The following is a 24,635-nucleotide window of genomic DNA, read 5'->3' as shown; positions in this document are numbered from 1 at the left end:
GAATAATTCAATAGGTAAGGCCGAATGGCAAAATCAGCAAAAATCGAATTTGTTTGCACTGAGTGCGGCATGAACTATCAGCGCTGGCAAGGGCAGTGTAAGTGCGGTGCATGGAATACACTTGCAGAATTTAAACCATCGGCAGGGCAATCAAAGCAAGCGGCAAGTCGTGCTGCAGTGGCAGGCTATGCCGGTATCGCAAGCGGTGGCTCAAAGAAAATCAACGAAGTTGCAACCACCGAGGCAGAAAAACGCCTTACCGAAATCGGTGAGTTAGACAGAGTATTAAGCGGTGGTGTAACGACAGGTTCCGTCAACATTATCTCAGGCGACCCTGGTGCCGGTAAAACGACTTTGTTGTCTGATTTAGTTGCACGTATGTCAAAGCTGATGCCGTCTTTATACTGTACAGCGGAAGAGTCTTTATCTCAGTTTAAAAACCGAGTGAATCGCTTGCGCTTAGATTATAACGAAGATGAGCTTTATTTGCTTTCTGAAACCAGTGTTGAAGCAATCATTGAAGAACTCGATAAAAACAAAATTAAATTTGCAGTTATCGATTCAATTCAGGCAGTGGTGACAGAAACGGCAAATGGTAGTCCAGGTTCACCTTCACAGGTAAAAAGTGCAGCTCAAGCATTAACGCAATACTGTAAGCAAAACGATGTAACTATGTTCATCATTGCCCATGTAAACAAAAATAACGAAATTGCTGGGCCGCAAACACTGGTACATATAGTTGATGCCTTACTGCATATTGATACTAACGATGGGCAAGTCAGAACATTGCGTGCCAATAAAAACCGTTTTGGTGATATCGACACAGTGGGTATTTTCAGAATGTGTGAACGCGGAATGCTGAGCGTTGATAACCCGAGCGAAATCTTTTTATCTGGTTCAAGCACAGAATCCCCAGGCTCAGCCATTACCTGTATACGTAAAGGTAACCGTAACTTACTACTCGAAATTCAATGTTTAACTACAGAAACCGAAGCTGAGTTTCCACAGCGGGTATGTGTTGGTTTGAACATGAATCGTATTAAGATGCTCACGGGAATTTTACGTAAACACACAAAGACAAAAATCTTTCACGACACCTTTTTTAATATTGTCGGTGGCTTAAAAATCGATGAGTCAGAGACTTGTATCGATTTAGCATTGGTTGCAGCGTTATTAAGCAGCTTGAACGAATTTGTTGTACCACGCACCACCTGTATTATGGGCGAACTTAGTTTAAATGGTGATGTAAGACCAATCGACAGCGGCGTACCTCGAGTGAAGGAGGCTGCGCAACACGGCTTTACAGAGATTTTTATTCCGCATCGCAATTACCATAAATCAATGGAAGGGCTTGGCGCTAAGATCACGCCAGTGAAAACCGTGCATGAACTATTGTCGTTAATCAACTAATGATACACTGCTAAAAATTTACACCAATTAAAGGAAATAAAATGAAAAAGTTAATTATAGCAGCGGTTGTTGCTGCGGCTGTTGGCGGTGCGTTTTACGCAAACTACGCAGCTACACAGGAAGTAAAAAAGGTCGTTGATCAGCAAATAAGTGCATTATCAGCGCAAAGTGGTGTAGATATTACTTACAATGATATTTCAGCAAATGTATTTGCTAGCAGCATGCAGCTTTCAGGGATTAAGGTACAAAGCTATACTGGTGATGAGATGATTGCCACAATCGACAATATTGAAGTGACAGGATATGAAGTCGATGCAGTGCCGCCTCACACTGGTTTTGTAATGAAGAGCTTTCGTTTTAGTGATGACTTTTTAGCGCAACTTCCTGAAAATGCGAACAATAAGTTAGCATCTGCAAGCTATGACGTAAATTCATCGCTAGATTATGATAAAGACACTGGTAGCAGTGATTTTGCTTTAAACGTTATTGCAAACCAAGTTGCTGATGTGCGTTTTAACTTAGGCCTTGCCAACTCAACGCCATTAATGGAAGCATCAATGGCAATAAGTAAAATGCAAAATGAAGCGCAAGGTGCAGAGCTGACTTTAGAGCAACAACTGCAACAGCAATCAAAAATGATGGCTGCAATGACTCAACTTGAGCCACGTAGCATTAATATGTCGATCGCCGACGAAGGTGAGCTTAAAGCAGTTGTTGATAGTTTCTTAGAAGCACAAGGTATGAGCCACGAGCAGTTCCAACAGACTGTTGCCATGCAGTTACAACAGGCGCCAGTAAGTGAAGAGCTAGCAGCTGCTATCACAAACTTCGTAAGTGGATTGTCTGAATTGACTGTGTCAGCAAGCTTACCTGAAGGAAAAACCATGATGGAGATAAACCAACAGATTATGGCGTTAATGGGGCAGCCAGAAGAATTAGCTAGCTACATTAATTTACAAGCAAGCGGTAAATAAACCTCTGTTAAATTATTAACCTTAAAGTGTCGGGTTGTTTAATGCGTTCACTTTAAGGTTATTTCTGATCTGGGTTACACCATGACTGTGCTCCAAAAATTTCTGCGCTAAAGCACGTTGAAATCCTGTTTCTGCAATTCCTTTTAATTCAACAGTATTGCCATCGATAATCACCTGAAGATGCTTAATCTTAAAATTCGGATTATTTGTTAACTTTTTCAGGGCCATTTGTTGTAGGCGAGGTTGTGCCGATGTGCTGGTTGTTAGCACGCTAGTATTGGCACTCACATTCGTTGCGCAAGCAAGTAAAAAAATACAGCTTAATAAAGTAATTACTATGGTTAATTTGAAGCGGCTCATACAATTCCCTCGTTGTTCTAGTCTGCTGTGAACTATTGCTGAACCAGTTACAATTATTATTCCATTTTTTAAGTTTTTGAATTTAATTGATTTTCTATTTTTGCCGGTCTGTATGGGTAAGAAAGTGTGAACTAATTACACACTAAATAAGTAAAAAGGGTAGGGTACAAAAATGCCGAGGCAAGCTCGGCATTTTTACTTTTATGATGTTAAAGTTAAAACTACTTTTTCTTCTTCGTTTTAGCTTTGGCTTTTTTCTTTGCCTTCATTTTTACTGGATCTTTTTTCTTCTTAGATGGGATCTTCGCTTCTTTGTGCTGTGGCTCAAGCCCTTTAATTACGCGGCGTTTAAGCTTTTGCTCAATGTAGCGCTCAACTTTACCAACAATTGCCACATCATGAGCTTCAATAAATGATATCGCAATGCCTTTTTTACCAGCACGGCCAGTACGTCCTATACGGTGTACATATACGTCTGCGGTGCGTGGCATATCAAAGTTGATAACATGGCTGATATCAGCAACATCAATACCACGAGCAGCAACATCTGTTGCAACTAGGATATTGTTGCGGCCAGAGTGAAAGTTTTCCATCGCTTTCATGCGCTTATCTTGTGGCATTTCACCGCGTAACCAAGCAACACGAAGACCTTCGTTATTTAGCTCGCCAACCAGTGTCTCAAGGCGTTCACGAGTTTTAACAAACACAATTGCTTTATGAATGTCGTCACCATTTAACGTTTCAACCAACATTTTTAGCTTGTGGTCGTAGTCATCCGCAAGGTGAACCCATTGATGGATTTTGCCTTTTTCTTTACGTGAAGATTCGGCTTCAAGCAGTGCCGGATCGTTTAAGATTCGCTCTGCAAATAACTCAACGCTGTCACCTTCAAGGGTGGCTGAGAATAAGAAACATTGACGGCGGTTACGTGCTTCATCACAAATGCGTAGCATTTCTTTACGAAAACCCATGTCTAGCATGCGGTCAGCTTCATCAAGAATAAGCATTTCAACGTTTTCAGCATGGAAGTTCTCTGTTTCGAGGTACTCCATTAAACGCCCTGGTGTGGCAATGAGAATATCGTTATTGCTTTCGAAAATTTCTCTGTGTGTCCCGTAGTTTATACCACCTGTCACAACCCCAATTTTAAGATGAGTTTGTGCTGCGAGTAATTCACATTGCTCATGAATTTGGTAAGCAAGCTCACGGGTTGGTGTCATGATCAATACGCGTGCAAAGCCAGGATCGCGACGCGGGAAATCAAGCAAGTATTGAATTGCAGGGATCAAAAACGCGGCTGTTTTACCCGTACCAGTAGGGGCAGATGCCAAAATATCACGACCTTGAAGTGCTTCAGGGATCGCTTGTTGTTGAATACTGGTTGGCGTATCAAAACCCATTTTATTAATGGCATTTAACAGCTTGTTATCGATATCAAATTCAGAAAATTGCATAGAGTGACATAAATAGAGGACAATTGAGCCTAATTATACGCGTTAACGCGGCTGTGGTGAATGAAAAGGTGAAAAAATGTCAGGCTTTGTGTTTAAACAATTTACGGTAACGCAAACGCGCGCAGCGATGAAAGTATCGACCGATGGTATTTTGTTAGGGGCGTGGGCTGATGTGAGTGGTGCTAAGCACATTTTAGACATTGGTACAGGCACAGGGTTGTTGGCGTTAATGGCAAAACAAAGAATGCCTGATGCAAAAGTAAGTGCCATTGAAATTGATTCTGATGCCTGTAATGATGCTCGAGACAACTTTGCGGCTAGCCCTTGGCCTGATATAAACCTTTTCGAAGGAGCTGTGCAGTCATTTAGTGCAGCAGAGCCTTTTGATGCGATCATCACTAACCCACCTTATTTTAATGCGAGCCTAAAAGGTGATAATCATGCTCGAAATACTGCCCGCCATACTGATGGCCTTAGCTTCAGCGAATTAATAGCATCATGTTCTAGACTGAGTCACAGTAAAACACGCTTGAATGTGATCTTGCCTTGCGTAGAGGCACAACAATTCATTGCTGTTGCCGAGCAAGCTGGCTGGTACTTAAACCGCCATTGCTTGGTTCGCACCACCGACAAAAAGCAAGCGAGCAGAAGCCTGATGCTATTCAGCCAAAACAACGGTGAATGCGAAACAACGTCGTTAACCATACATGCAGCTGATGGCAGCTACAGCCAAGATTATAAGGAGCTATGTAAAGCTTTTTACCTAAAGATGTAATGGTTATTCAGCAATGCTCGCTTCAAGGCCATCTTCACTTAAGAGCAAGGTATATGACTGCCCATATGATGCGTCGCAGATTGAGACGGGTTCATAGACTCGCTTATCCTCATCGTTAATTCTTGATATTTTCAAGTCATCAGCGCAGTCATCAATGTGGTACCAGTAACTTAATTGATTCTGATATAAATTAACGAGTTGTTTTTCGACTTTTAAGCGAAGGTTTTCAGTTGCGAGAATACGAATCGCAAAAAAGTCATCTTTATTATCATTGGCTTTTTTGACGAGTGTTAAACGGAGCTTTTCTTCATTTTGCCAAGCCACAAAATGATAAGGTTGATCTTGAGCTACCTGATACATCTGTGTGGCTGAGTTACTTGTGTCGCTGTGATCGACTACATAAAAGGAAATACGACTGCGTTCATTGTGAGCATGTATTACATCAACGGGAGGTGATTGCGATGCAAGCGTATCAACATAGTATTCAGAGTCTTTAACTTCTTGAGCATCACCAAATAAATCAGTGTTCGCCATGTAATAATCCACTTCTAAATCAGTGGTATTTACGAGCGTGTAATTGTTCTCATACATTTCGTCGCCAAAGTTATGAGTTTCTTCAACTTCTAATTCATCACACCCTGCGAGCAAAATGCTTGCGGCAGCTATTATTGGTAGCGCACTTTTCATTGTTATTCCTTTTACAAATGAAGGAGCTGTTTAGCATACTTATAAGTTATTGTACCTTTATTGATTGTTAAATTGTACCGGTGGTTGTAATTGCATGACTTCATCAAGCTGAATTTGCTGAACATATTCAAGCTTTAATAGGGTATCTAATACAGCTTTACTGTGCGACTTTTCTATTTCGGCGCTGCAAAAATCAATAATGCTAAAGCGACGTTTGACCAGCAGACCTTCGATGTCAGGTAAAGGATGTGTGGTTTCAATTAGCACGCGGGTCGTAGGGCAGGGATCGGCATAGCCTGAGCGTAATAACTTTTTTAAATTAAACAAGTTATCATCGAGCCGACCCAGCTCAATGGCGGCTTTAGCGCTATCAGGAATAAATAATGGCTCAGCAAAGCGATTTATTTTTATTTCGCCCGTGGCGTTAATTGTAGCAACCTGATTACTGTCGTAACTGACAATATCACCGGTAATTAATGTGAATTGACTCATTGTGTTCCCTCGCAATGTTGTGTCGATTTCAGAGCTAAGCAAAATGGTGTGTTTGCTTAAGCCCTGATATAGTGCCAAAGTCTTAAGTTTTATACGAGTTTTTTATGTTCCGTTTATCAATTGTTTTATCTACCTTATTATTTTCTCAGTTGAGCTTTGCCGCATTGACGCCAGTGGGTCTTTGGAAAACCATTGACGAAGAAACGAATGAAGCGAAATCTTTAGTACGTATTAGTGAGCAAGATGGTGTATTGGTTGGTAGTGTTGAAAAAATCCTTAACCCAGCCAAGCAAGATGCAATCTGCGAAGAGTGTAAAGGTGATAAGAAAAATCAGCCAATTTTAGGGTTACAAATTATAGAAGGTGCTAAAGATGCCGGTGATGGTAGCTGGCAAGAGGGGGAAATCCTAGACCCAAACAATGGTAAAACCTATACCCTTAAACTGACTCCAAAAGAACAAGGTAAGGTGCTTGAAGTACGCGGATATATTGCATTTTTCTATCGTAATCAATATTGGCAACGTGTTGAATAACCATTAAAAAAGCCAAGCAATGCTTGGCTTTTTTATTCATGACTTACAAGCTTTCGCTGTACTCAGTCATGACTTGTTCAACCCAGCTTGCGATACGCTCATCGCTAAGCTCGTATTGACTGTCCTCATCAAGGGCTAAGCCAACAAATTGTTTGCCATCTTCAGTGAGTGCTTTTGAAGCCTCAAATTCATAACTTGCATCGTTAGGCCATTTGCCTAACAAGGTAATGCTTTGATCACAAATTTCATCGTGTAACATGCCAAGTGCATCTTGGAACCACTGACCATAACCTTGTTGATCGCCCATACCAAACAGAGCCACGGTTTTGCCGTTTAGGTTAACATCTTTAATGTCGTCCCAGATTGATTCCCAATCTTCTTGCAACTCACCAAAATCCCAAGTTGAAATGCCGAAGATCACGAAATCAAATTGCTCTGCATTTTTTAATGGCTCATCTTTGATATTGTGAAGGCTCACGATGTCGTGACCAATAATATCGCGAATTTTCTCTGCCGCTATTTCTGTGTAGCAGGTTGTAGAACCATAAAATAAACCAATCTGCATCGTATTTATCACTGTGTATTTGCCTGATATGATAGGCGTAAGTTTACCGTAAGGTATAATCAATTGATACCTTGATAAGGATGAGAGTACGCGTGGCTGATAATAATTCACAAGCCCAAAAAGGTGTAATAACAGCAAATAACGCCGAACATTTAGAGTTATTTTTAGATACGCTGTATCTTGAGCAGGGAGTCAGCGAAAATACACTCGCCGCTTATCGCAGTGACCTTGAAAAGTTTTGCCAATTTTTAAAAGATAAAGACCTACTGGCTGTCCGCTCAGATGATATTGAAGCGTATTTAGCATACCGTGTTGATTTAGGACTGAAGTCGCGCAGTACAGCGCGAAGCATCAGTGCACTTAAGCGTTTTTATCAGTATTTTGTACGCGAAAAAGCCATTGCCGATTCGCCGATGGTCAATATTGCTCAGCCAAAAGCTGGGCAGTCATTACCAAAAACACTGTCAGAAGCCGAAGTCGAAGCTTTGCTTGCAGCCCCAGACATAGAAGATGCAATGGGGCTTCGTGATAAAGCTATGCTTGAGCTGTTATATGCTACTGGGCTTCGTGTTACAGAGCTAGTAGGACTCAGAATGGAGCAAATTAATTTGCGCCAAGCGGTGGTCTTTGTAAAAGGTAAGGGTAATAAAGAGCGTTTAGTTCCCTTAGGCGAAGAAGCAATGTACTGGCTTGAGCAGTTTTTAAAAGTGGGTCGTTCGCAAATGATTAAACATGCCACTGACTTTGTGTTCCCATCAAAGCGCGGGATTGGCATGACACGACAAACTTTTTGGCATCGCATCAAACACTATGCTATTTTGGCATCAGTTGAATCGCCGTTATCACCGCATACGCTCAGACACGCGTTTGCAACGCATTTGCTTAATCATGGGGCGGACCTTAGAGTCGTGCAAATGATGTTAGGTCACAGTGACTTATCAACAACACAAATTTATACCCATGTAGCGAATGAAAGATTGAAGTCGGTACACGAGCAACATCATCCACGTGCTTAGTGCAAGATTTTTAAAGATGTACCGGTCTATATAAAAAATGATCAGGATATAGGATATTTATGAAAAAGTTAGTTTTAGCCACAGCACTACTAGGCACAAGCTTAAATGTGTTTGCCAATGGCGTATCAACAACAGACGCTGCTGATGCCCCTATCATTGCTAAGTTTGCTGAATTAGGCGTAACCGTTAAGCAAATCAACCCAAGCCCAGTGGCAGGTCTTAAAGAACTAATTACTGACAAAGGTGTGTTGTACGCAAGCCCTGACGGTCAATTTCTAATGCAAGGAACACTGATTGACCTTAATAATCGAGTTAATTTAACAGAGCATGCTCTAAGTGACGTTCGTAAAGAAGGTGTTGCTGAGTACGAAGACTCAATGATCGTTTACAAAGCGAAAGACGAAAAGCATTCGATCACAGTCTTTACCGATATCACCTGTGGTTATTGTCGTAAATTACACCGTGAACTTGATGACTTCTTAGATGCGGGTATCACGGTTAAATACCTTGCTTTCCCACGTGGTGGTTTACGTGGTAAAGGTTACCAAGATTTAATGAATGTATGGTGTGCTAAAGACCCTGCTGAAGCATTAACAGAAGCAAAAGCGGGTGCAGAAGTCGCTGTCGTGCCTGGTTGTAACGCACCAATTGCAGAGCACTACCAACTAGGTCAAAGCTTTGGAATGTCGGGCACACCGGCAATTATTTTAGAAGATGGTACCATGATCCCTGGTTATCAATCAGCTGCGCAAATTAGCCAAGCGCTTGATGCTTTACCAAAAACATCTTCATAACTGATTTTTTTAACGAAAAGGCCTATTTGTCGTAGGCCTTTTTTATTTGTCTTAAGCAAAGAAGTACCATTTCCGACATGGAAAAAATAATTCAAGCTCGTCCTCATGTTGATGATTCGCATTTACCACACCATTTACATCCTGTAATTAAGCAAATATATGCGACTCGGCAGGTGCAAAGTGCCACTGAACTCGATAATAGCGCTGCAACATTACATGACTTTAAGCTGTTTAAAGATATCGACAAAGCTGTTGTGCTATTACAACAAGCCCTCGCGGATCAAAGTCGCGTGTTAATCGTCGGTGACTTTGATGCCGACGGTGCAACCAGCACAGCAACCTTAATGCAAGGTCTTGCTATGTTCGGCTTAAAGAACCTTGATTACTTGGTACCAGACAGATTCAGCCTAGGTTATGGCCTAAGCCCCGCACTTGCTGAGCAAATAGTAACCATGCAACCCGAGCTTGTGATCACCGTTGATAACGGTATTTCATGTATCGATGGCATTGCCATTGTAAAGCAAGCAGGTATTAAGGTGCTGGTAACTGATCATCATTTACAAGGTGAAGCCCTACCAAATGCAGATGCTATCGTGAATCCGAATCGCCATGACTGTCAGTTTCCATCGAAATCGATAGCAGGCGTTGGGGTGGCTTTTTATCTGCTCATTGCTTTACGTAGCCACTTACGTGAACAAGGGTACTTTCAGCAAAATCCAATGCCAAATTTGGCTGAGTTACTTGATATTGTAGCCCTTGGTACCGTTGCCGATGTGGTCGCGCTTGATGCCAATAACCGAACCTTAGTTCATCAAGGTTTAGCACGTATTCGCAGTGGTAAAACACGCCCTGGTATTAGTGCTCTCATTGAAGTGGCAAATCGCAATGCGGCCCGTTTAAGTGCCAGTGACTTTGGCTTTTCATTGGCACCACGCTTAAATGCAGCTGGGCGTTTAGATGATATGAGTTTAGGTATAGCCTGTTTGTTATCAAGCGATATAAACCAAGCTCGCCGTATTGCCAGTGAGCTCGACAGCCTCAATCATGAGCGCCGTGAAATAGAGCAGGGTATGCAAACTGAAGCACAAGCGGTGCTTGATCGTTTAGCATTTAAAACCGAGTCAGTGCCTGATGCCATTTGTTTATACCAAGCTGATTGGCACCAAGGTGTGATTGGTATTTTGGCTGGCCGCTTAAAAGAAAAGTATCACCGCCCGACGATTATTTTTGCAGCTGGCGATAACGGCGAAATAAAAGGCTCTTGCCGCTCTATTGAAGGGCTACATATGCGTGATTTGCTTGAGCGAGTAAATACACTCTACCCGCATTTGATCAGTAAATTTGGTGGCCATGCCATGGCAGCGGGGCTGAGTATCAATGAGCAGTGTTTTACTGAATTTAAAACCGTGTTTGAGCAAATGGTGACAGACACACTCACTGAAGAGCATAAGCAAAGTATTTTACTTACCGATGGTGAATTACCTAATGAGTGCTTTTCGATGGAGTTTGCAAACCAGCTAAAAAATGCCGGCCCCTGGGGTCAGCAATTTCCAGAGCCAGTGTTTGAACATGTATTCGAAGTAATACAGCAGCGCATTGTCGGTGAAAAACACTTAAAACTAGTTTTAAAACATCAGTCTGGACGATTAGTTGATGGCATTGCATTTGGGGTTGATGTGCGTGCATGGCCAGATACCGAAGTGCGTTATGTGAAAGCTGCTTATCAACTCGATATAAATGAATTCCGTGGTAAATTCTCGTTACAGTTGATTATTCGAGAGCTACAAAAAGCGACATAAAAATATCGTTATAATCGACATAAAAGGCTAATAAAACGCTCGGTTTTTTGTTAAAATCGGGCGTTTTTAATATTTGTAGATAATTTACCGTATTTATTGTCGATATCGGTGCGCGGTAAATCAGCCATTTTGGAGTAATGTACATGTTTGAAGTGAATCCTGTGATTAATCAAATCAAGGAAATTCGCGAACGTACTGAACTGCTTCGGGGGTACCTTTGACTACCCTCTTAAGAAAGAGCGGTTAGAAGAAGTTAACGCAGAACTTGAAGATTCAGCAGTGTGGAATGAGCCAGAGCGAGCTCAAGCACTTGGCCGTGAAAAGTCGGCACTCGAAGCTATTGTTGAGACCATTGATAATCTAGTGTCTGGTACCGAAGATGTTGAAGGTTTAGTTGAGCTTGCTGTTGAAGCAGAAGATGAAGAAACCTTCGCTGAAGCTGAAGCTGAATTAGGCGATTTAAATGCACAGCTTGAAAAGCTAGAGTTCCGTCGTATGTTCTCAGGCGACCATGACCAAAACGATGCTTACCTTGATTTACAATCAGGCTCTGGCGGCACTGAAGCCCAAGACTGGTGCAACATGCTACTGCGTATGTATTTACGTTGGGGTGAAGCAAAAGGCTTTAAAGTTGAACTGGTTGAAGCAACGGATGGTGATGTGGCTGGTATCAAAGGCGCAACAGTGCGCTTTGTTGGCGAATATGCATACGGTTGGTTACGTACAGAAACAGGTGTTCACCGTTTAGTGCGTAAGAGCCCGTTCGACTCAAGTGGTCGTCGCCATACCTCGTTTGCATCGGCATTCGTTTACCCAGAAATCGACGATAATATCGAAATTGATATTAATCCGGCAGACTTACGTATTGACGTTTACCGCGCATCAGGCGCAGGTGGTCAGCACGTAAATACAACAGAGTCAGCGGTTCGTATTACTCACATACCAACTAACACTGTTGTACAGTGCCAAAATGAGCGTTCACAGCACAAGAATAAAGACCAAGCAATGAAGCAGTTAAAAGCGAAATTGTTTGAACTTGAAATTCAAAAACAAAATGCTGAAAAACAAAGCCAAGAAGATGCTAAATCTGACATTGGCTGGGGTAGTCAAATTCGTTCATACGTACTTGATGACTCGCGCATTAAAGACTTACGTACTGGCGTTGAAAACCGTAATACACAAGCGGTTCTTGACGGCGACTTAGATAAATTTATTGAAGCCAGCCTTAAATCTGGCCTATAACCACCAAGCTAAAAAAGAGCTAAAAAATGACTGATCAAATCCAAGACGAAAATAAGTTAATCGCTGAGCGTCGTGGCAAATTAGACGCAATCCGCGAAAATTGCCCAGCCAACGGTCATCCAAACCAATTCCGTCGTGAACATTACACGGCTGATTTGCAAGCTGAGTTTGGTGATAAATCGAAAGAAGAATTAGTTGCTGAGCAGCACGTTGTATCTGTAGCAGGTCGTATTCTTGCAAAACGTGGTCCTTTCCTTGCGTTGCAAGACATGAAAGGTCAAATTCAAGCGTACGCATCAAAAGACGTACAAAAAGATTTAAAAGCAAAATACGGTCAACTTGATATCGGTGACATCATCGGTGTTAAAGGCGCACTAAATAAATCAGGTAAAGGTGACCTTTACGTAGAAATGACAGAGTACGAGTTACTGACAAAGTCATTACGTCCGTTACCAGAAAAATTCCATGGTTTATCTGACCAAGAAACTAAATACCGTCAACGTTATGTTGATTTAATTACTAATGATGCGACACGTGAAACTTTCCGTATTCGCTCTAAGGTTGTTGAAGGTATCCGTCGTTTCTTAGCTGATCGTGATTTCATGGAAGTTGAAACACCGATGCTACAAGTGATCCCAGGTGGTGCGTCTGCTCGTCCATTCGTCACACACCACAATGCACTTGATATCGACATGTACTTACGTATTGCCCCTGAACTTTACTTAAAACGTTTAGTTGTAGGTGGCTTTGAGCGTGTATTCGAAATCAACCGTAACTTCCGTAACGAAGGTTTATCAACGCGTCATAACCCAGAATTCACGATGATCGAATTCTACCAAGCATATGCGGATTACATTGACCTGATGAACATTACTGAAGATATGTTACGTACTGTTGCGACAGACGTACTTGGTTCACCAATTGTTGTAAACACAACGAAAGATGAAAATGGTGAAGTGGTTGATTCAGTAGAGTACGACTTTGGACAACCTTTTGCTCGTTTAACAATGAGCGAGGCTATCCTTAAGTACAACCCAGACTTTGATGCTGCGGTATTTAGTGACCCTGAAAACCATTTTGAAGAACTTAAAGCGTACGCGAAGCAAGTACACGTTAAGATCCCAGAAAACTGCGTATGGGGCCCTGGTAAGTTCTTGTGTGAAATCTTCGAAGAGACTGCTGAGCATAAGTTAATTCAACCAACTTTCATTACCGCTTACCCGTGGGAAGTGTCTCCACTTGCGCGCCGTAACGATGAAAACCCATTTGTGACTGACCGTTTCGAATTCTTCGTAGGTGGCCGTGAATTAGCAAATGGTTTCTCTGAGCTTAACGATGCACAAGATCAAGCTGAGCGTTTTGCTCGTCAAGTTGAAGAGAAAGACGCAGGTGATGATGAAGCAATGCACTACGATGAAGATTACATTCGTGCGTTAGAGTACGGCTTACCACCAACAGCGGGTGAGGGTATTGGTATCGATCGTCTAGTGATGTTATTTACTGACTCACCAACAATTAAAGACGTGATCCTATTCCCACACATGCGTCCTCAAGCTGACTAATCAGCTAAATGTTCTGAAAACGCCGCTTTTTAGCGGCGTTTTTGTTATCAGAATTTTCTGATTTTTATTGCTCTCAATTTTTATATTTAATTGTAATTAGCTGATCTAAAAGAAAATGCTGAATTATTTTTCAAACGAAGTTACTAAGTTGTAAAGTTTTTCTACTAATTCTAAGTCCGATAGTATTATTTTTAGACAAGATATGACATCATTACGCCATTCTCTTCAACGTTTAAACGGACTTAATAATAATGACAAAAAAGCCTTCGCAGTCTTCAGTAGAGACAACGCCAAGCGAGCATCAACGTGAAGCTTTTTATCGTGCCTGCATCGCCGAATTCCAACAATTGGGTTATCAAGACCAATACCTAGCCGAATTAACAGATGAACTAATCCCACTGACGGGTCTTGAGCCGTTGAGTGATAAAGAAAAAACGACTAAAGGGTAAACAAAAACGAGTTGTTTTTGTGCGTTGTGGATAATCTATAACCATCTGTACGATTTTCCTTGAAAAGTGTTTGACATATTTCCTGAAGTCTTTATTATACGCCCCACAAGACGGAGAGGTGGCCGAGTGGCCGAAGGCGCTCCCCTGCTAAGGGAGTATAGGGTTTGTAGCTCTATCGAGGGTTCGAATCCCTCCTTCTCCACCATTTTTCTAAAATGGCATGTCTTGAAAGTAATATGTGTGGACGCGTAGCTCAGCTGGATAGAGTACCTGGCTACGAACCAGGCGGTCGGAGGTTCGAATCCTCCCGCGTCCGCCACTTTTTACTTTGACTCTGCATCGAGTATAAACTTGAGTCTCTTGCTAAGAGAATAAATTAGCAATGTTCAAATGTGCGTGTGGACGCGTAGCTCAGCTGGATAGAGTACCTGGCTACGAACCAGGCGGTCGGAGGTTCGAATCCTCCCGCGTCCGCCATATTTGAAACTCACATCGAGTTTAAAGATACAAATTTGGTCGGAGGTTCACTCTTTCAAGAGACGTCCCGAAACCGCCATATTTGAAAGCTCACATCGAGTATAAAGATAAATCATTGCAAGATTATAAAATGCAACTGCGGACGCGTAGCTCAGCTGGATAGAGTACCTGGCTACGAACCAGGCGGTCGGAGGTTCGAATCCTCCCGCGTCCGCCACTTTCTCTTAGAAAGTGATATAAGCCGACAAGCTGTCGGTTTTTTTGTCTTTAAGACATGGTCAATGCGCGACTTAAACATGCAAAACATACTGCGGACGCGTAGCTCAGCTGGATAGAGTACCTGGCTACGAACCAGGCGGTCGGAGGTTCGAATCCTCCCGCGTCCGCCACTTTTCTCTCAAGTAGAGTTAAAGTGACATAAACCGACGAAAGTCGGTTTTTTTGTGCCTGCAATTCGCGTAGGTTTGGTTGTAGGTGCGACTTCAGTCGTGAATAAATATACCGTTTTATTGCACCTTATTATTCTTTAGGCGACTTTGAATCACGCAGCCGGAGGTTCACTGTTTCAAAATACGTCCCGCGTCCGCCTCTTTCTCTTAAGTAGAGTTAAAGTGACATAAACCGACGAAAGTCGGTTTTTTTGTGCCTGCAATTCGCGTAGGTGTGGTTGTAGGAGCGACTTCAGTTGTGAACATCACGCTTCCACACCACAAATTAAATCCCCAACTCAAAATACAAAAAATGCACCCCGTAGGCGTGAAACTTGTTTCGCGCGGATCAAGATACAGTCGCCATAAATGATGACCTCTATCTACCACATCTTGTTATCTATCCCAGAATAACCATTTCTCAATATTAGGTTCATGCTCTGCATTATTTACATTTAACCGACAAAGGGTACAATCTAGCTAATACAATAATAATTAAACCAATATCCCTTGCGCCTATTTCACTTATTCTATTTCTTTTGCATCGTGCTTTGTGCGTTTGCAGTGCAAAGCGAGTCAATTGCATCGCAATCAACATCATTGAACCAACAACAAATCCAAGCACTCAGGTTTGAGTCACCTATTAAAGCTGATTGGATATTTAGTACTTACCAAGAGTCCGTATTTAATTCATCAATTTTGGTCTTAGAAGCAGGTGATAAAAAGGCTCCGCCTTTGTTGCTCGTACATGGTTTAGGCGTATTAGGTATGCAAGATTGGTTTGGGGTTATCCCTGAACTCACTAAGCATTATCATGTTATTGCGATTGATTTACCTGGTTTTGCTCACTCAGAAAACCCCGAAGGGCGTTACTCTCCTCGCAATTATGCTGCTGTACTGGCGGAAGTGGTCGATCACTATATTGCAGAACCAACCTCGGTTGTGGGTCACTCAATGGGTGGCGCGGTCAGTCTGTATTTTGCTGGCAAATACCCGGAGAAACTCAATAAATTGGTGTTAGTCGACGCAGCGGGGATTTTACATAAAGTGGCATTTATAAAGCCTATCTCTAACGTACCTAAGCCTGATATTAGGCTACCTAAATTTCTCTCAACTAAGTTAGCCCAGCTTAATGATTTTACAACCGGACTCATTGAAGAAGGGGCAATTTACTCATATCTTTCAGAGCTATTACAACGTAGTGATGGTGCGTGGAAGCTAGTTATGGGCGAAACACCGAATATGAATGCAGCGCTGAGTTTAGTTGAAGAAGATTTTAGCGAGATTGTTAGCAATCTGAAAATAGAAACACATATTATCTGGGGTGAAGAAGATGCCATTGCTCCATTACGAACTGCAAAAGTATTGAACAGCCAGTTAATTAATAGTGACTTAGCAACTTTGCCTGATGTGGGTCATGTTCCGATGAAGCAACAGCCTAAGCAGTTTTTAGCTTTATTAGATAGTGCTTTAAATGGGGGAGTTCAAAAAGAAGTCAGCGCAGAAGTTTCAGCTAGGCAAATCGAGACATTTCATTGTGAAGATCAACACAGCCGTGAGTTTTCAGGTCACTATCGTCATATGATCATTGAAGACTGTAATAATGTGTTACTTAAAAATGTGGTTGCTGAATCTATTCGTATTAAAGATTCATTAGTGAGATTAGAAAATGTCAGCTTGTCAGGGGCTAAACTCGCTTTGAATATTAAGCGTTCAGTAGTTGAGCTAACCAATGTCACTATTACCGCACAACAAGGCGTAAAACTTAATGAAAGCCGATTTGATGGTGCTGGTATGCAAATCAATGCATCTGAGCATGCAATAAATGTTGTCGATGACAGCAATATTATATTTTCGTTAAGTAGAATCCATAGCCCGATATATCAAGGTTTGGCACATGATGCCATAGAAGTAGAAAAAGGAATTATTGATGACCGCTTTAAATAGCATCCCTTTTGTTAAATTAGCAGCGTGCTCGCTGTTTTGTATCGCTTTACTAAGTGGTTGCAAATCAACAAAGACTGAGCAACAACAATATGCTGATCTACAAGATAGTTTTAGTTATGAAACGTACAGGGGAGTGTCGAATACCAGTGTCGATACCATTGCTTATGGTTATAACAAACTGCAAAAAGAACAGTTAGAGCAAATAGGTGCAATTGAGCCAACACTCACTCATGCCATGATGAGCTACATTTTGAGCCTTGGTGTAAGTAAAGATTTTGCAATTGCTGAAAGCGACTTAGCGCTTGCTAAAGCAACTGATTTGCGGGGTAAGTATTTAGCATATAGTGCTCAGTCTTTGGCTTTTTATAATAAAGGCTGGCGTAAAATGGCTAAACAAAAAGCTGACTTTATTCGCACCGACCCTTTGTTTGCGACAGTGAGCCAGAGCTATCCAAAAGAGCAGCTTATTTCTTACCTCATTCTTGGCAGTGTTGCAGTGCGTGATGGTGACTTGGCGACAGCACAAAACATGTTTTATGTGATAGGTGAGCAGATCGAAAAACCTTGGCTACCAAGCTTAGCAAAAGCGTTAACGGTAGCATTAAATGGCTCAACAATAGACTCATTAATCATGCTAAAAGATATCAGCACAGACCCCTCTTTAAACGGCTATGAACGTGAGAAAATAGCCGAACTGATGGATGTTGCGCAAAGCAAGTTAAGCGATAAAAAGAAGCGTCAAAAAATCACCAGTATTGCCGATGATTTCTTTCTTGACCGCATTAAAGATAAAAGCTCAATATTATATCGTGATTTGATCACTGACTTACAAAAGTACACTGAGCAAGTTCTTTAAAATAAAAAACTCATGCTTAATCGGACTGTGCGTGGCTCAATGGGGTGAAAGTGATTATCTTCTACCCCTTCTGTTGGTTCGCCCGCTAGTCTTGATGAGTAGTAGTAATCAATGTCATGGTCATTACTATCAAACAAGTTAAGTAATTCAAGCTCTGCTTTCCAGTGAGTTTGCTGATAACTCACTAAACCATTTACCACAGTTAAAGGCTCTGAACGTTTGCTGCCATCATCACTCAACATACGTTTACCTATATGGCGTAAACGTAATGAGCTTTGCCACTGTTGTGCAAACTGCCAGCTAATCCCGGCACTTGCAACCACTGGTACAGCTCCCTCAATACGGTTGTTGTTATTGCTAATGTCTAAACGAGAATACGTAAATGACGCTTCTGCATCTAAGCTTAATGTGTCACTAAGCCAGTAGTAGGCACTTAGTTCTATACCATAGCGCTGTGATGCATCACTGGCCTCAGTGTTACCTGCATCACCAACAAACAACAATTCTGAGTCGAGTTCTAGCCACCAAAGGGCTGCAGAAAAGTTAAATTGTTGCTCATCGAAGTAGCGCAACCCTAACTCTGCACCGTTACTCTTAACGAGTAAGTCTACGGTGTTTGTTGCCTCAAATGTTACTGGGTCTTGAGCAATGGTTGCGCCACGAGCATCATTTGAATGAAAAGACTGCCCCCAGTTTGCATAACCAGCAAGGTTATCAGTAAATAAGTAAGTTAGACTCGCCTTAAAGCCGAGTAAATCATCATCTGCATCTCCAGAATTTAAACTGTTGTCGCTATCAACGTGAGCATCTAAATAATCATATCTAACACCAAGGGTTGCCTCTAACTGTTGGCTTAAATGAAGTTGTGTTTGCCAGTATGCTGTATAGCTTGTTTCCTCGACACTGTCTTGTCGTACTGTTGAAAGGTACTTTCGGGCTTGTGTATTGTATAGGCCAACTTTATTCACATTATCATGCCGAAGCTCTGTTCCAACGGTATGATTAACGGGAATATCACCTACATTAGCTGTAAATTGATAGCTTAGTGTTCCACCTGAGATAGTGCGATTATCTCGTTGGTTAAACTGATCGCCATTAATTGGATCATTAAGGAAATATGAGAAGTTAGAGTATAAATTTAGCTCGTAGTCGATGAGGTATGCACTTACTGATAAGTTTTGTCCTTGCCAATTTGTCGATAAGCTATACCGACTTGACTCTCCGCCAAGTGTTTTATCGAGTGAGCCAAGCTCTGAAATGATACCTTGCTCAATAGCCCTTTGCGGGATCTGATCTGCTGAATTCCAACTGTTGTCATAAGCCATTGCCGTAATTGATAAGTTACCTTGTTCTGAATCACGACTATAACGTAGCAATGCGTTTTTTTTATTAACGTCTTCATTAATATCCTGCCAAGGCCCATCATAAACTTGCCACTCTGTCGCGCCTACCAGTTTGCCACTACCAATTGAGGTACTCCCTAATGCAACACCTCTATAGAAGTTATCTTCCCCTACAGTGATACTGAGCTGATCATGTTTAGGGTTGTCAGATAAGTGAAAATAAGCACTGCCAGCCGTTGAAAAGTCGCCTTGGCGCACATCATAACTGCCTTTTTGATAACTAACAGTGGCAATTGTTTCTGGAATTATAAAGTTTAAGTCAGTATAGCCTTGCCCATGACCATGACTGCGCATATTGATAGGCATACCATCAATGTTCGTGGCAAAGTCTGTTCCATGATCAAGATTAAAGCCACGAATAAAATATTGATTCGCTTTTCCAGAGCCGCTGTGTTGGGTGACAGCCATGCCGGGAATTAACTCAAGCAATTCAGTAGATCGAAGCATGGGTCTATTTTCTATTTCACCCTGACCAATAATACCGCTAGAGGCGCTTATAGACTCACCAATTAATCCAGTACGGTGACCATAAACCGTTATTTTTTCTATATTAGCAAACGCGTTAAAAGAGCAGCAGAAGGTTACAACACTGATACATAGCTTATTCATTTGAAAGATCCTTATTTGAAAGGTGCTAATCAACAAACGAGTAATTGCTAATATTGGATGCAAAAAACGTTTAAAAAATTGAGTTAATTTGCTTCATGGTCAATTTGTGTTAGATTTAATAAAATATTCCAAAAATAATAACAAGTGGGAATTTTATTTTATGTATGTGAAAGGTGCATATCAAAACAGGCTGGCTATAAGTTGCACCCTGATACTCTTGGCAGGTTGTCAAACAAGCACTGAAAAAGCCCCGTTAACCGACCAACAATACTTCGAGCAGGTGATGTTAGCGCCTGCTATTTTGCCAAACGATTTAACCAATACTGGCTGTTTATCGCTTGAGAGTGAAACTAAGCTGCAAGGCTATAAATCAGCGGCTGAGGTTAATTATCAGCAAGCAGGTTGGCAAAACAGAGTGGCAGCCGATTGGCAGTATTTTTTAGCCCCAGAGCAACCGGGTAAGCTACTCCTAATTGATTATCAAGTTCAAGCAGGGCAATTAGCTTACCGGTATTTAAGTGACGGCAGCCACAATGAGCTGTATGAACCTTGGAGCTCATCGAAGGTTCAAGCGTTTAGCGGTGCGCTGTCAAAAGTAAGACAAACTCACCCAGAGCTTGGTGCAGCTTCTTTTGCTGGTGATACGGCACTCGCTGATTTGATCAGCAGTATTAATAGTTACGAAGCATTTGGTAAAGCTGATGGTAACTCAAATGCGATAGCCAGTTATTTTGTCAATGTCGCAGGGCGCGAATATTTACGTGGGCTTTTTAATGATGGCTGGCTAAAACTACAGGATCAGCGTTTGTTATTTAACGGCGCATATGGCTCAGAGCAGTTTATGCCATCAGACGAATACTGGCATAACCCTGCTAATAATGAGCGTGATGCAAAGATAAGCCGGTACAAAGCAAGCAGTGATGATCCTGGCTATTTGGGGTATCGTTGTGAGGGTTGTGGTTTAACGGGCAACAAAGCAATGACCACACTTGCTCAAACGGAATGGTTAAAACGTCTGGTTAGTCATCAGCGTGAACCAAGTACGCAAATGCCTTATTTACAAGCAAGTGATGTTGATGTGCTACTTAACGGCACAGGTCATACAGATGAACATGCTCCTGTAGGCGGCATGATGGTGGGTATCAGTCATATCGTAACAAATGCATTGGCAAATGTTATTGCACCAAATGATAGTCGCTCAGCAAAGGAAGTGCTCGATGGCGCAACGAATGGGCAGTGGCGTGTTTGGCAAAAAATTGGTTGGGGGCCAAGTGAAACGCGCTCCACCACAGAAACGGTTATGTTGGCACATGTGTGTTTAGGCAATTACCAAGGTGGCCGTGAGTTTACGTTTAGTGTGCAGCAGTCAACTTCGGGGGCCGACGAAGCCAATTTGCCAATAGTCGGTAAGCAAATGCAGCAAAAGTTGCAGCATGCTTTTACAAAATTATTAGATTAACGCGTTCAATAAGAATTAAGGTACAGCTATGCGTCGTTCAATTATCGCTTTATCAATTACTTTAGGTGTTGCTTTTAGTGCACCTATGCATGCTGAGGGGTGGCAATCAGATGTTATCGGGGTCACGCAGTCACAGCTTTCGCCCAGCTACTGGCTAGCACAAGGTGCATCGGCAAAAGTGATCATGACAGAGGCGCAAATTGCGGCCTTCAACGAGAAACTAGTAAAAGATAATAAATACATTGTTGATCCTCTTTCATTTCAAAAGTCGCTCACTAAAGACGAGCTAACAAGCGCCATTTATTCAGCAAGTTCAATTCCAAAAAGCCCGCGCTTTTTTACCGATGGCCGCCAACTCACAGCGAAAGATTTTGCTAAATATCAGGAAAACTTAAACCTTAACAAAGTCGAAGATAACAATGAGGTACGCTTTGCTGTGGTCGTTAAGCGCACCGCATTACGCACTTTTCCAACCTGGGATCGGGTATTAAATAGCGGCCTTGATCAAGACTTAGATCGTTTTCAAGAAAGCGGTATGTTTCCGGGCGAAGCGGTTGCTGTATTGCATCAAAGCGCAGATAAAAAATGGTTGTTAGTTCGTGCTTACAACTACCTTGCATGGACGCCAGCCGAAGATCTTGCCTTTGCTGATGCGGATAAAATAAAAGCTTATCGCGAACAAGCTAACTTTTTGGTGGTAACCGGGGCAAAGGTCAATACTGCTTATGTGCCAAGCGATGAAACCCTCTCAGAAGTGCAGCTCGATATGGGAGTACGCTTACCATTGGTTGATAGTGAGCAAGTACCGTATTTGCTCAACGGCCAAAACAGCTATGCTAGCCATGTTGTACAGTTACCAACCCGCGATGAGCAAGGCAAACTTGTAATTAAACCGGCGATGATCAGTAAAACTGCCGATGTAAACTTAGGCTACCTAGACTACAACGAACAGAATCTGATTAAACAAGGCTTTAAGTTTTTAGGCGAGCGTTATGGTTGGGGCCATGATTACAATGGTCGCGACTGCACTGGGTTTGTTGGTGAAATTTATAAGAGCTTTGGCCTACTAATGCCGCGTAATTCAGGCCAGCAAGGCAGTAGTGAATACGGGCAAAATAGTCGTTTTGATAAAAATACTGCGGCAGATGATAAGTTGCCGACGGTTAAGAACATGGCGATTGGCGATCTAATTTATATTCCGGGTCATGTAATGATGTACTTAGGAGAGCATCACGGTGAGCCTTATGTTATTCATGACGTTAAAGGCTTAGGTTATAACAAAGGTGATGGTAGCTTTTATAGTAGTGCCTTGAATGGGGTGTCGGTCACGCCATTATTGCCACTTAGATTATCGCAAGAAACCAGCTACTTAGATCGTGTTTATAACATTAAGCGTATTCGTTAGAGGCCAGTATGAAAATTAAAGCTGTTCGCTTTGCAAAGCTCAAAGTGCCATTAGTTACCCCATTTAAAACCGCACTGAGAGAAGTGAGTTTTATCGAGGATTTAGTGGTTTTAATCGACACTGAATGTGGTCAAATTGGCTATGGCTCTGCGGCCTCAACTCCGGTTATTACAGGCGATACCCATCAAGGAATGATAGCGGTCATTCAGCAGTTTATTGCTCCTAAATTAGTGGGGCAAGAAATCGAAAACATTAATCAGCTTACCCACATTATTCAATCAACGGTGGTTGGTAACAGTAGTGCAAAAGCGGCTTTAGAGTTGGCGGTTTACGACTTGTGGGGCAAGCTCTATCAAGCGCCTTTATATAAGCTACTTGGTGGTGGTAAATCAGCGCTAAAAACCGATATCACCATTAGTGTCGATAACATAGATAAAATGCTCAGTGACTGTCAGCGAGCGATTGAGCAAGGCTTTGATGTATTAAAAATAAAAATCGGCAATAACCTTAATCAAGATATTGAACGTGTAAAAGCAATTCATGCCGGCTTTGCCGATAAGGCTCAGCTGCGTTTAGATGTAAACCAAGGTTGGAATGCCAAACAAACTGTGTTTGCACTGCAGCAACTTGAGCAAGCCGGCGTGGTATTAGAGTTGGTTGAGCAACCAGTAAAAAGCAGTGATATTCAAGGTCTAAAATATATTACTGAGCGAGTGAACACCCCGATTATGGCCGATGAAAGCGCCTTTTCACCGAAGCAAGTAATACAACTTTTAGAACTTGGCGCAGTTGATATCATCAATATTAAATTAATGAAAACGGGCGGTTTAAGCCGAGCAATAGAGATTGCTAATATCACAGCCCAATACCAAGCAGAGTGCATGATAGGTTGTATGCTAGAGGGCAGTATTGCCGTTGCAGGTGCTGCACATTTAGCCTCTGCCAAAGCGCAGCAAATCAGTAAAATCGATTTAGATGGTCCAGCCCTTGGTCAATATGACCCTGTGCAAGGGGGCGTTGAATTTAGCGGCCCACAAATACGCTTATCGGAATCCCCAGGTCTTGGTATTGAATCAATAACAGGGCTTGAACTAATTACAAACGGAGTATGGCCAGCATGAAAAAACTAGTCAGTCTTATTGCAGTTATGAGTTTATCGGCTTGTGCCAGTAAAGAGTTACCTAAACCTGTTATTGATAACAGTCACCAACAGCTCGTGGTGGTGGTAGCCAATGACAGTGATGCCATTGATGCTACCTTGTATCGCTTTGAAAAAACCGCTGGTAGTTGGCAACAACAAGGCCAGCAACACGCGGTGGTACTGGGTCGTACTGGCCTTGCGTGGGGAGTGGGGCTGCACCCTGCACAGCCGGGTCAGCAAAAACAAGAAGGTGATGGTAAAGCGCCGGCAGGTATTTTTGAGCTTGGTACTGCTTTTGGCTATTTAGATTCATTACAAACGAACCTTAGTTATCAAGCAATGACAGCAAATGATTATTGTATCGATGTGAAAGGCTCACCGTTTTACAACCAATTGGTTGATAAAGCACAAGTAGGTGAAGATGCCGTAAAAGACTCTTCAGAATGGATGCGTCGTGATATTTACAGCCAAGATAACCTTTATAAAAAAGGCATTGTTGTTAAGCATAACCCAAGCAATATCAATGGCGCGGGCAGTTGTATCTTTATGCATTTATGGCGGGCGCCAAGTAAGCCTACAGCAGGTTGCACAGCAATGACAGAAAGCAATATGGATGCGTTACTTGCGTGGTTAGATGAGCGTAAAAAGCCGCTATTAGTCAGCTTAACCAAAGCGCAATATCAACAAAAGCAAAGTCAGTGGCAATTACCTAACTTAGCTAAATAAAAATAATGAAATAAAAGTATTTTAATTTTGTCATAATGATGGAATAATATATTCCATCAAGGTTTGGGTTAG

At 42.0% G+C, this 24,635-nt stretch carries 22 protein-coding genes and 5 tRNA genes; 21 read left to right on the top strand and 6 right to left on the bottom strand.

Annotated elements, in window-relative coordinates; all coding sequences use genetic code 11:
- Nucleotides 1-24: 24 nt before the first annotated feature.
- Both radA and NO991_RS08285 read left to right on the top strand, forming a co-directional pair.
- Complete coding sequence (radA, locus tag NO991_RS08290) at nucleotides 25-1,410, top strand: DNA repair protein RadA (protein WP_054551239.1); 1,386 nt, start codon at nucleotides 25-27, stop codon at nucleotides 1,408-1,410.
- A 41-nt stretch (nucleotides 1,411-1,451) separates the two neighbouring features.
- On the top strand, nucleotides 1,452-2,384 hold the full coding sequence (locus NO991_RS08285) for a hypothetical protein (RefSeq protein WP_138619821.1): 933 nt from the start codon (nucleotides 1,452-1,454) through the stop codon (nucleotides 2,382-2,384).
- Between the two features lie 21 nt (nucleotides 2,385-2,405).
- Here the strand turns inward: NO991_RS08285 and NO991_RS08280 are convergent, their stop codons facing one another.
- Both NO991_RS08280 and srmB read right to left on the bottom strand, forming a co-directional pair.
- Entirely contained in the window at nucleotides 2,406-2,744 is a 339-nt protein-coding gene (locus NO991_RS08280; protein WP_054551241.1) for a BON domain-containing protein, read from the bottom strand.
- A gap of 221 nt (nucleotides 2,745-2,965) precedes the next feature.
- Nucleotides 2,966-4,198: an ATP-dependent RNA helicase SrmB gene (srmB, locus tag NO991_RS08275; protein WP_055198154.1), complete on the bottom strand. Its 1,233-nt coding sequence runs from the start codon at nucleotides 4,196-4,198 to the stop codon at nucleotides 2,966-2,968.
- Nucleotides 4,199-4,274: 76 nt separating this feature from the next.
- On the opposite strand from srmB, the gene NO991_RS08270 reads away from it, so the two are divergent.
- Complete coding sequence (locus NO991_RS08270; RefSeq protein ID WP_166340642.1) at nucleotides 4,275-4,973, top strand: tRNA1(Val) (adenine(37)-N6)-methyltransferase; 699 nt, start codon at nucleotides 4,275-4,277, stop codon at nucleotides 4,971-4,973.
- A 3-nt stretch (nucleotides 4,974-4,976) separates the two neighbouring features.
- Here NO991_RS08270 and NO991_RS08265 read toward each other — a convergent pair whose 3' ends face one another.
- Nucleotides 4,977-5,660 (bottom strand): hypothetical protein, encoded by a 684-nt coding sequence (locus NO991_RS08265; protein ID WP_138619819.1) that lies wholly within the window; start codon nucleotides 5,658-5,660, stop codon nucleotides 4,977-4,979.
- A 57-nt stretch (nucleotides 5,661-5,717) separates the two neighbouring features.
- Nucleotides 5,718-6,152 (bottom strand): hypothetical protein, encoded by a 435-nt coding sequence (locus NO991_RS08260; RefSeq protein WP_138619818.1) that lies wholly within the window; start codon nucleotides 6,150-6,152, stop codon nucleotides 5,718-5,720.
- 104 nt (nucleotides 6,153-6,256) lie between these two features.
- On the opposite strand from NO991_RS08260, the gene NO991_RS08255 reads away from it, so the two are divergent.
- Complete coding sequence (locus NO991_RS08255) at nucleotides 6,257-6,685, top strand: DUF2147 domain-containing protein (protein ID WP_138619817.1); 429 nt, start codon at nucleotides 6,257-6,259, stop codon at nucleotides 6,683-6,685.
- 43 nt (nucleotides 6,686-6,728) lie between these two features.
- Here NO991_RS08255 and fldB read toward each other — a convergent pair whose 3' ends face one another.
- Complete coding sequence (gene fldB, locus NO991_RS08250) at nucleotides 6,729-7,250, bottom strand: flavodoxin FldB (RefSeq protein WP_054551247.1); 522 nt, start codon at nucleotides 7,248-7,250, stop codon at nucleotides 6,729-6,731.
- Between the two features lie 128 nt (nucleotides 7,251-7,378).
- Between fldB and xerD the strand changes: the two genes are divergently transcribed.
- The 13 genes from xerD (at nucleotide 7,379) to NO991_RS08185 (ending at nucleotide 17,820) form a co-directional block, all read left to right on the top strand.
- The gene (gene xerD / locus NO991_RS08245) at nucleotides 7,379-8,266 is read left to right on the top strand and encodes a site-specific tyrosine recombinase XerD (RefSeq protein WP_229677541.1); all 888 of its coding nucleotides are present in this window, start codon (nucleotides 7,379-7,381) and stop codon (nucleotides 8,264-8,266) included.
- 59 nt (nucleotides 8,267-8,325) lie between these two features.
- Nucleotides 8,326-9,060 (top strand): bifunctional protein-disulfide isomerase/oxidoreductase DsbC, encoded by a 735-nt coding sequence (gene dsbC / locus NO991_RS08240; RefSeq protein ID WP_054551249.1) that lies wholly within the window; start codon nucleotides 8,326-8,328, stop codon nucleotides 9,058-9,060.
- A gap of 77 nt (nucleotides 9,061-9,137) precedes the next feature.
- Nucleotides 9,138-10,859, top strand: a complete 1,722-nt coding sequence (gene recJ, locus NO991_RS08235) for a single-stranded-DNA-specific exonuclease RecJ (protein WP_054551250.1) — start codon at nucleotides 9,138-9,140, stop codon at nucleotides 10,857-10,859.
- Between the two features lie 143 nt (nucleotides 10,860-11,002).
- Nucleotides 11,003-12,101, top strand: a protein-coding gene (gene prfB / locus NO991_RS08230) for a peptide chain release factor 2 (protein WP_105181232.1) whose coding sequence is annotated in 2 segments (ribosomal slippage) — nucleotides 11,003-11,077 and nucleotides 11,079-12,101 — 1,098 coding nt in all. Because the reading frame shifts where the segments join, the coding sequence is not laid out codon by codon here.
- Between the two features lie 26 nt (nucleotides 12,102-12,127).
- The gene (lysS, locus tag NO991_RS08225) at nucleotides 12,128-13,663 is read left to right on the top strand and encodes a lysine--tRNA ligase (RefSeq protein ID WP_166338105.1); all 1,536 of its coding nucleotides are present in this window, start codon (nucleotides 12,128-12,130) and stop codon (nucleotides 13,661-13,663) included.
- Between the two features lie 251 nt (nucleotides 13,664-13,914).
- Complete coding sequence (locus tag NO991_RS08220) at nucleotides 13,915-14,112, top strand: hypothetical protein (RefSeq protein ID WP_054551252.1); 198 nt, start codon at nucleotides 13,915-13,917, stop codon at nucleotides 14,110-14,112.
- A 112-nt stretch (nucleotides 14,113-14,224) separates the two neighbouring features.
- Nucleotides 14,225-14,317 (top strand) — tRNA-Ser (locus tag NO991_RS08215).
- A 37-nt stretch (nucleotides 14,318-14,354) separates the two neighbouring features.
- Nucleotides 14,355-14,431: transfer RNA gene (locus NO991_RS08210), tRNA-Arg, on the top strand.
- 81 nt (nucleotides 14,432-14,512) lie between these two features.
- Nucleotides 14,513-14,589: transfer RNA gene (locus tag NO991_RS08205), tRNA-Arg, on the top strand.
- 140 nt (nucleotides 14,590-14,729) lie between these two features.
- Nucleotides 14,730-14,806 (top strand) — tRNA-Arg (locus NO991_RS08200).
- Nucleotides 14,807-14,901: 95 nt separating this feature from the next.
- Nucleotides 14,902-14,978 (top strand) — tRNA-Arg (locus NO991_RS08195).
- Nucleotides 14,979-15,581: 603 nt separating this feature from the next.
- The gene (locus tag NO991_RS08190; protein ID WP_166338103.1) at nucleotides 15,582-16,964 is read left to right on the top strand and encodes an alpha/beta fold hydrolase; all 1,383 of its coding nucleotides are present in this window, start codon (nucleotides 15,582-15,584) and stop codon (nucleotides 16,962-16,964) included.
- The gene (locus NO991_RS08185) at nucleotides 16,948-17,820 is read left to right on the top strand and encodes a hypothetical protein (protein WP_166338101.1); all 873 of its coding nucleotides are present in this window, start codon (nucleotides 16,948-16,950) and stop codon (nucleotides 17,818-17,820) included. The genes NO991_RS08190 and NO991_RS08185 overlap by 17 nt, the downstream gene beginning before the upstream one ends.
- Here the strand turns inward: NO991_RS08185 and NO991_RS08180 are convergent.
- A complete protein-coding gene (locus NO991_RS08180; RefSeq protein WP_371351933.1) occupies nucleotides 17,817-19,832 on the bottom strand; it encodes a TonB-dependent receptor in 2,016 nt (671 codons plus the stop codon). The two genes, NO991_RS08185 and NO991_RS08180, sit on opposite strands and share 4 nt — an antisense overlap.
- Nucleotides 19,833-20,049: 217 nt before the next feature.
- Here NO991_RS08180 and NO991_RS08175 point away from each other — a divergent pair, with 217 nt between their 5' ends.
- Genes NO991_RS08175 through NO991_RS08160 form a run of 4 tightly spaced genes read left to right on the top strand, consistent with a single transcriptional unit; the run spans nucleotide 20,050 to nucleotide 24,563 of the window.
- Nucleotides 20,050-21,291: a hypothetical protein gene (locus tag NO991_RS08175; RefSeq protein WP_371351932.1), complete on the top strand. Its 1,242-nt coding sequence runs from the start codon at nucleotides 20,050-20,052 to the stop codon at nucleotides 21,289-21,291.
- Between the two features lie 28 nt (nucleotides 21,292-21,319).
- Nucleotides 21,320-22,696 carry an SH3 domain-containing protein gene (locus tag NO991_RS08170; protein ID WP_300360014.1) on the top strand — a complete coding sequence of 459 codons (1,377 nt, stop codon included), beginning with the start codon at nucleotides 21,320-21,322 and terminating at the stop codon, nucleotides 22,694-22,696.
- A gap of 8 nt (nucleotides 22,697-22,704) precedes the next feature.
- On the top strand, nucleotides 22,705-23,817 hold the full coding sequence (locus tag NO991_RS08165) for a dipeptide epimerase (protein WP_138617557.1): 1,113 nt from the start codon (nucleotides 22,705-22,707) through the stop codon (nucleotides 23,815-23,817).
- A complete protein-coding gene (locus NO991_RS08160) occupies nucleotides 23,814-24,563 on the top strand; it encodes a L,D-transpeptidase (protein ID WP_082389162.1) in 750 nt (249 codons plus the stop codon). Before NO991_RS08165 ends, NO991_RS08160 begins: the two co-directional genes overlap by 4 nt.
- Nucleotides 24,564-24,635: the final 72 nt, after the last annotated feature.

This window comes from Pseudoalteromonas sp. DY56-GL22, from assembly GCF_041414715.1.
Classification (GTDB): Bacteria; Pseudomonadota; Gammaproteobacteria; order Enterobacterales; family Alteromonadaceae; genus Pseudoalteromonas; species Pseudoalteromonas simplex.
The sequence above is the reverse complement of the archived record's forward strand: the minus strand, read 5'-3'. Positions and strand labels throughout refer to the sequence as shown.

Excerpts from the sequence above, each read along its gene's own strand:
- radA (WP_054551239.1), top strand. The coding sequence starts at position 25 with ATGGCAAAATCAGCAAAAATCGAATTTGTTTGCACTGAGTGCGGCATG.
- NO991_RS08285 (WP_138619821.1), top strand. The coding sequence starts at position 1,452 with ATGAAAAAGTTAATTATAGCAGCGGTTGTTGCTGCGGCTGTTGGCGGT.
- NO991_RS08280 (WP_054551241.1), bottom strand. The coding sequence starts at position 2,744 with ATGAGCCGCTTCAAATTAACCATAGTAATTACTTTATTAAGCTGTATT.
- srmB (WP_055198154.1), bottom strand. The coding sequence starts at position 4,198 with ATGCAATTTTCTGAATTTGATATCGATAACAAGCTGTTAAATGCCATT.
- NO991_RS08270 (WP_166340642.1), top strand. The coding sequence starts at position 4,275 with ATGTCAGGCTTTGTGTTTAAACAATTTACGGTAACGCAAACGCGCGCA.
- NO991_RS08265 (WP_138619819.1), bottom strand. The coding sequence starts at position 5,660 with ATGAAAAGTGCGCTACCAATAATAGCTGCCGCAAGCATTTTGCTCGCA.
- NO991_RS08260 (WP_138619818.1), bottom strand. The coding sequence starts at position 6,152 with ATGAGTCAATTCACATTAATTACCGGTGATATTGTCAGTTACGACAGT.
- NO991_RS08255 (WP_138619817.1), top strand. The coding sequence starts at position 6,257 with ATGTTCCGTTTATCAATTGTTTTATCTACCTTATTATTTTCTCAGTTG.
- fldB (WP_054551247.1), bottom strand. The coding sequence starts at position 7,250 with ATGCAGATTGGTTTATTTTATGGTTCTACAACCTGCTACACAGAAATA.
- dsbC (WP_054551249.1), top strand. The coding sequence starts at position 8,326 with ATGAAAAAGTTAGTTTTAGCCACAGCACTACTAGGCACAAGCTTAAAT.
- recJ (WP_054551250.1), top strand. The coding sequence starts at position 9,138 with ATGGAAAAAATAATTCAAGCTCGTCCTCATGTTGATGATTCGCATTTA.
- lysS (WP_166338105.1), top strand. The coding sequence starts at position 12,128 with ATGACTGATCAAATCCAAGACGAAAATAAGTTAATCGCTGAGCGTCGT.
- NO991_RS08220 (WP_054551252.1), top strand. The coding sequence starts at position 13,915 with ATGACAAAAAAGCCTTCGCAGTCTTCAGTAGAGACAACGCCAAGCGAG.
- NO991_RS08185 (WP_166338101.1), top strand. The coding sequence starts at position 16,948 with ATGACCGCTTTAAATAGCATCCCTTTTGTTAAATTAGCAGCGTGCTCG.
- NO991_RS08180 (WP_371351933.1), bottom strand. The coding sequence starts at position 19,832 with ATGAATAAGCTATGTATCAGTGTTGTAACCTTCTGCTGCTCTTTTAAC.
- NO991_RS08170 (WP_300360014.1), top strand. The coding sequence starts at position 21,320 with ATGCGTCGTTCAATTATCGCTTTATCAATTACTTTAGGTGTTGCTTTT.
- NO991_RS08165 (WP_138617557.1), top strand. The coding sequence starts at position 22,705 with ATGAAAATTAAAGCTGTTCGCTTTGCAAAGCTCAAAGTGCCATTAGTT.
- NO991_RS08160 (WP_082389162.1), top strand. The coding sequence starts at position 23,814 with ATGAAAAAACTAGTCAGTCTTATTGCAGTTATGAGTTTATCGGCTTGT.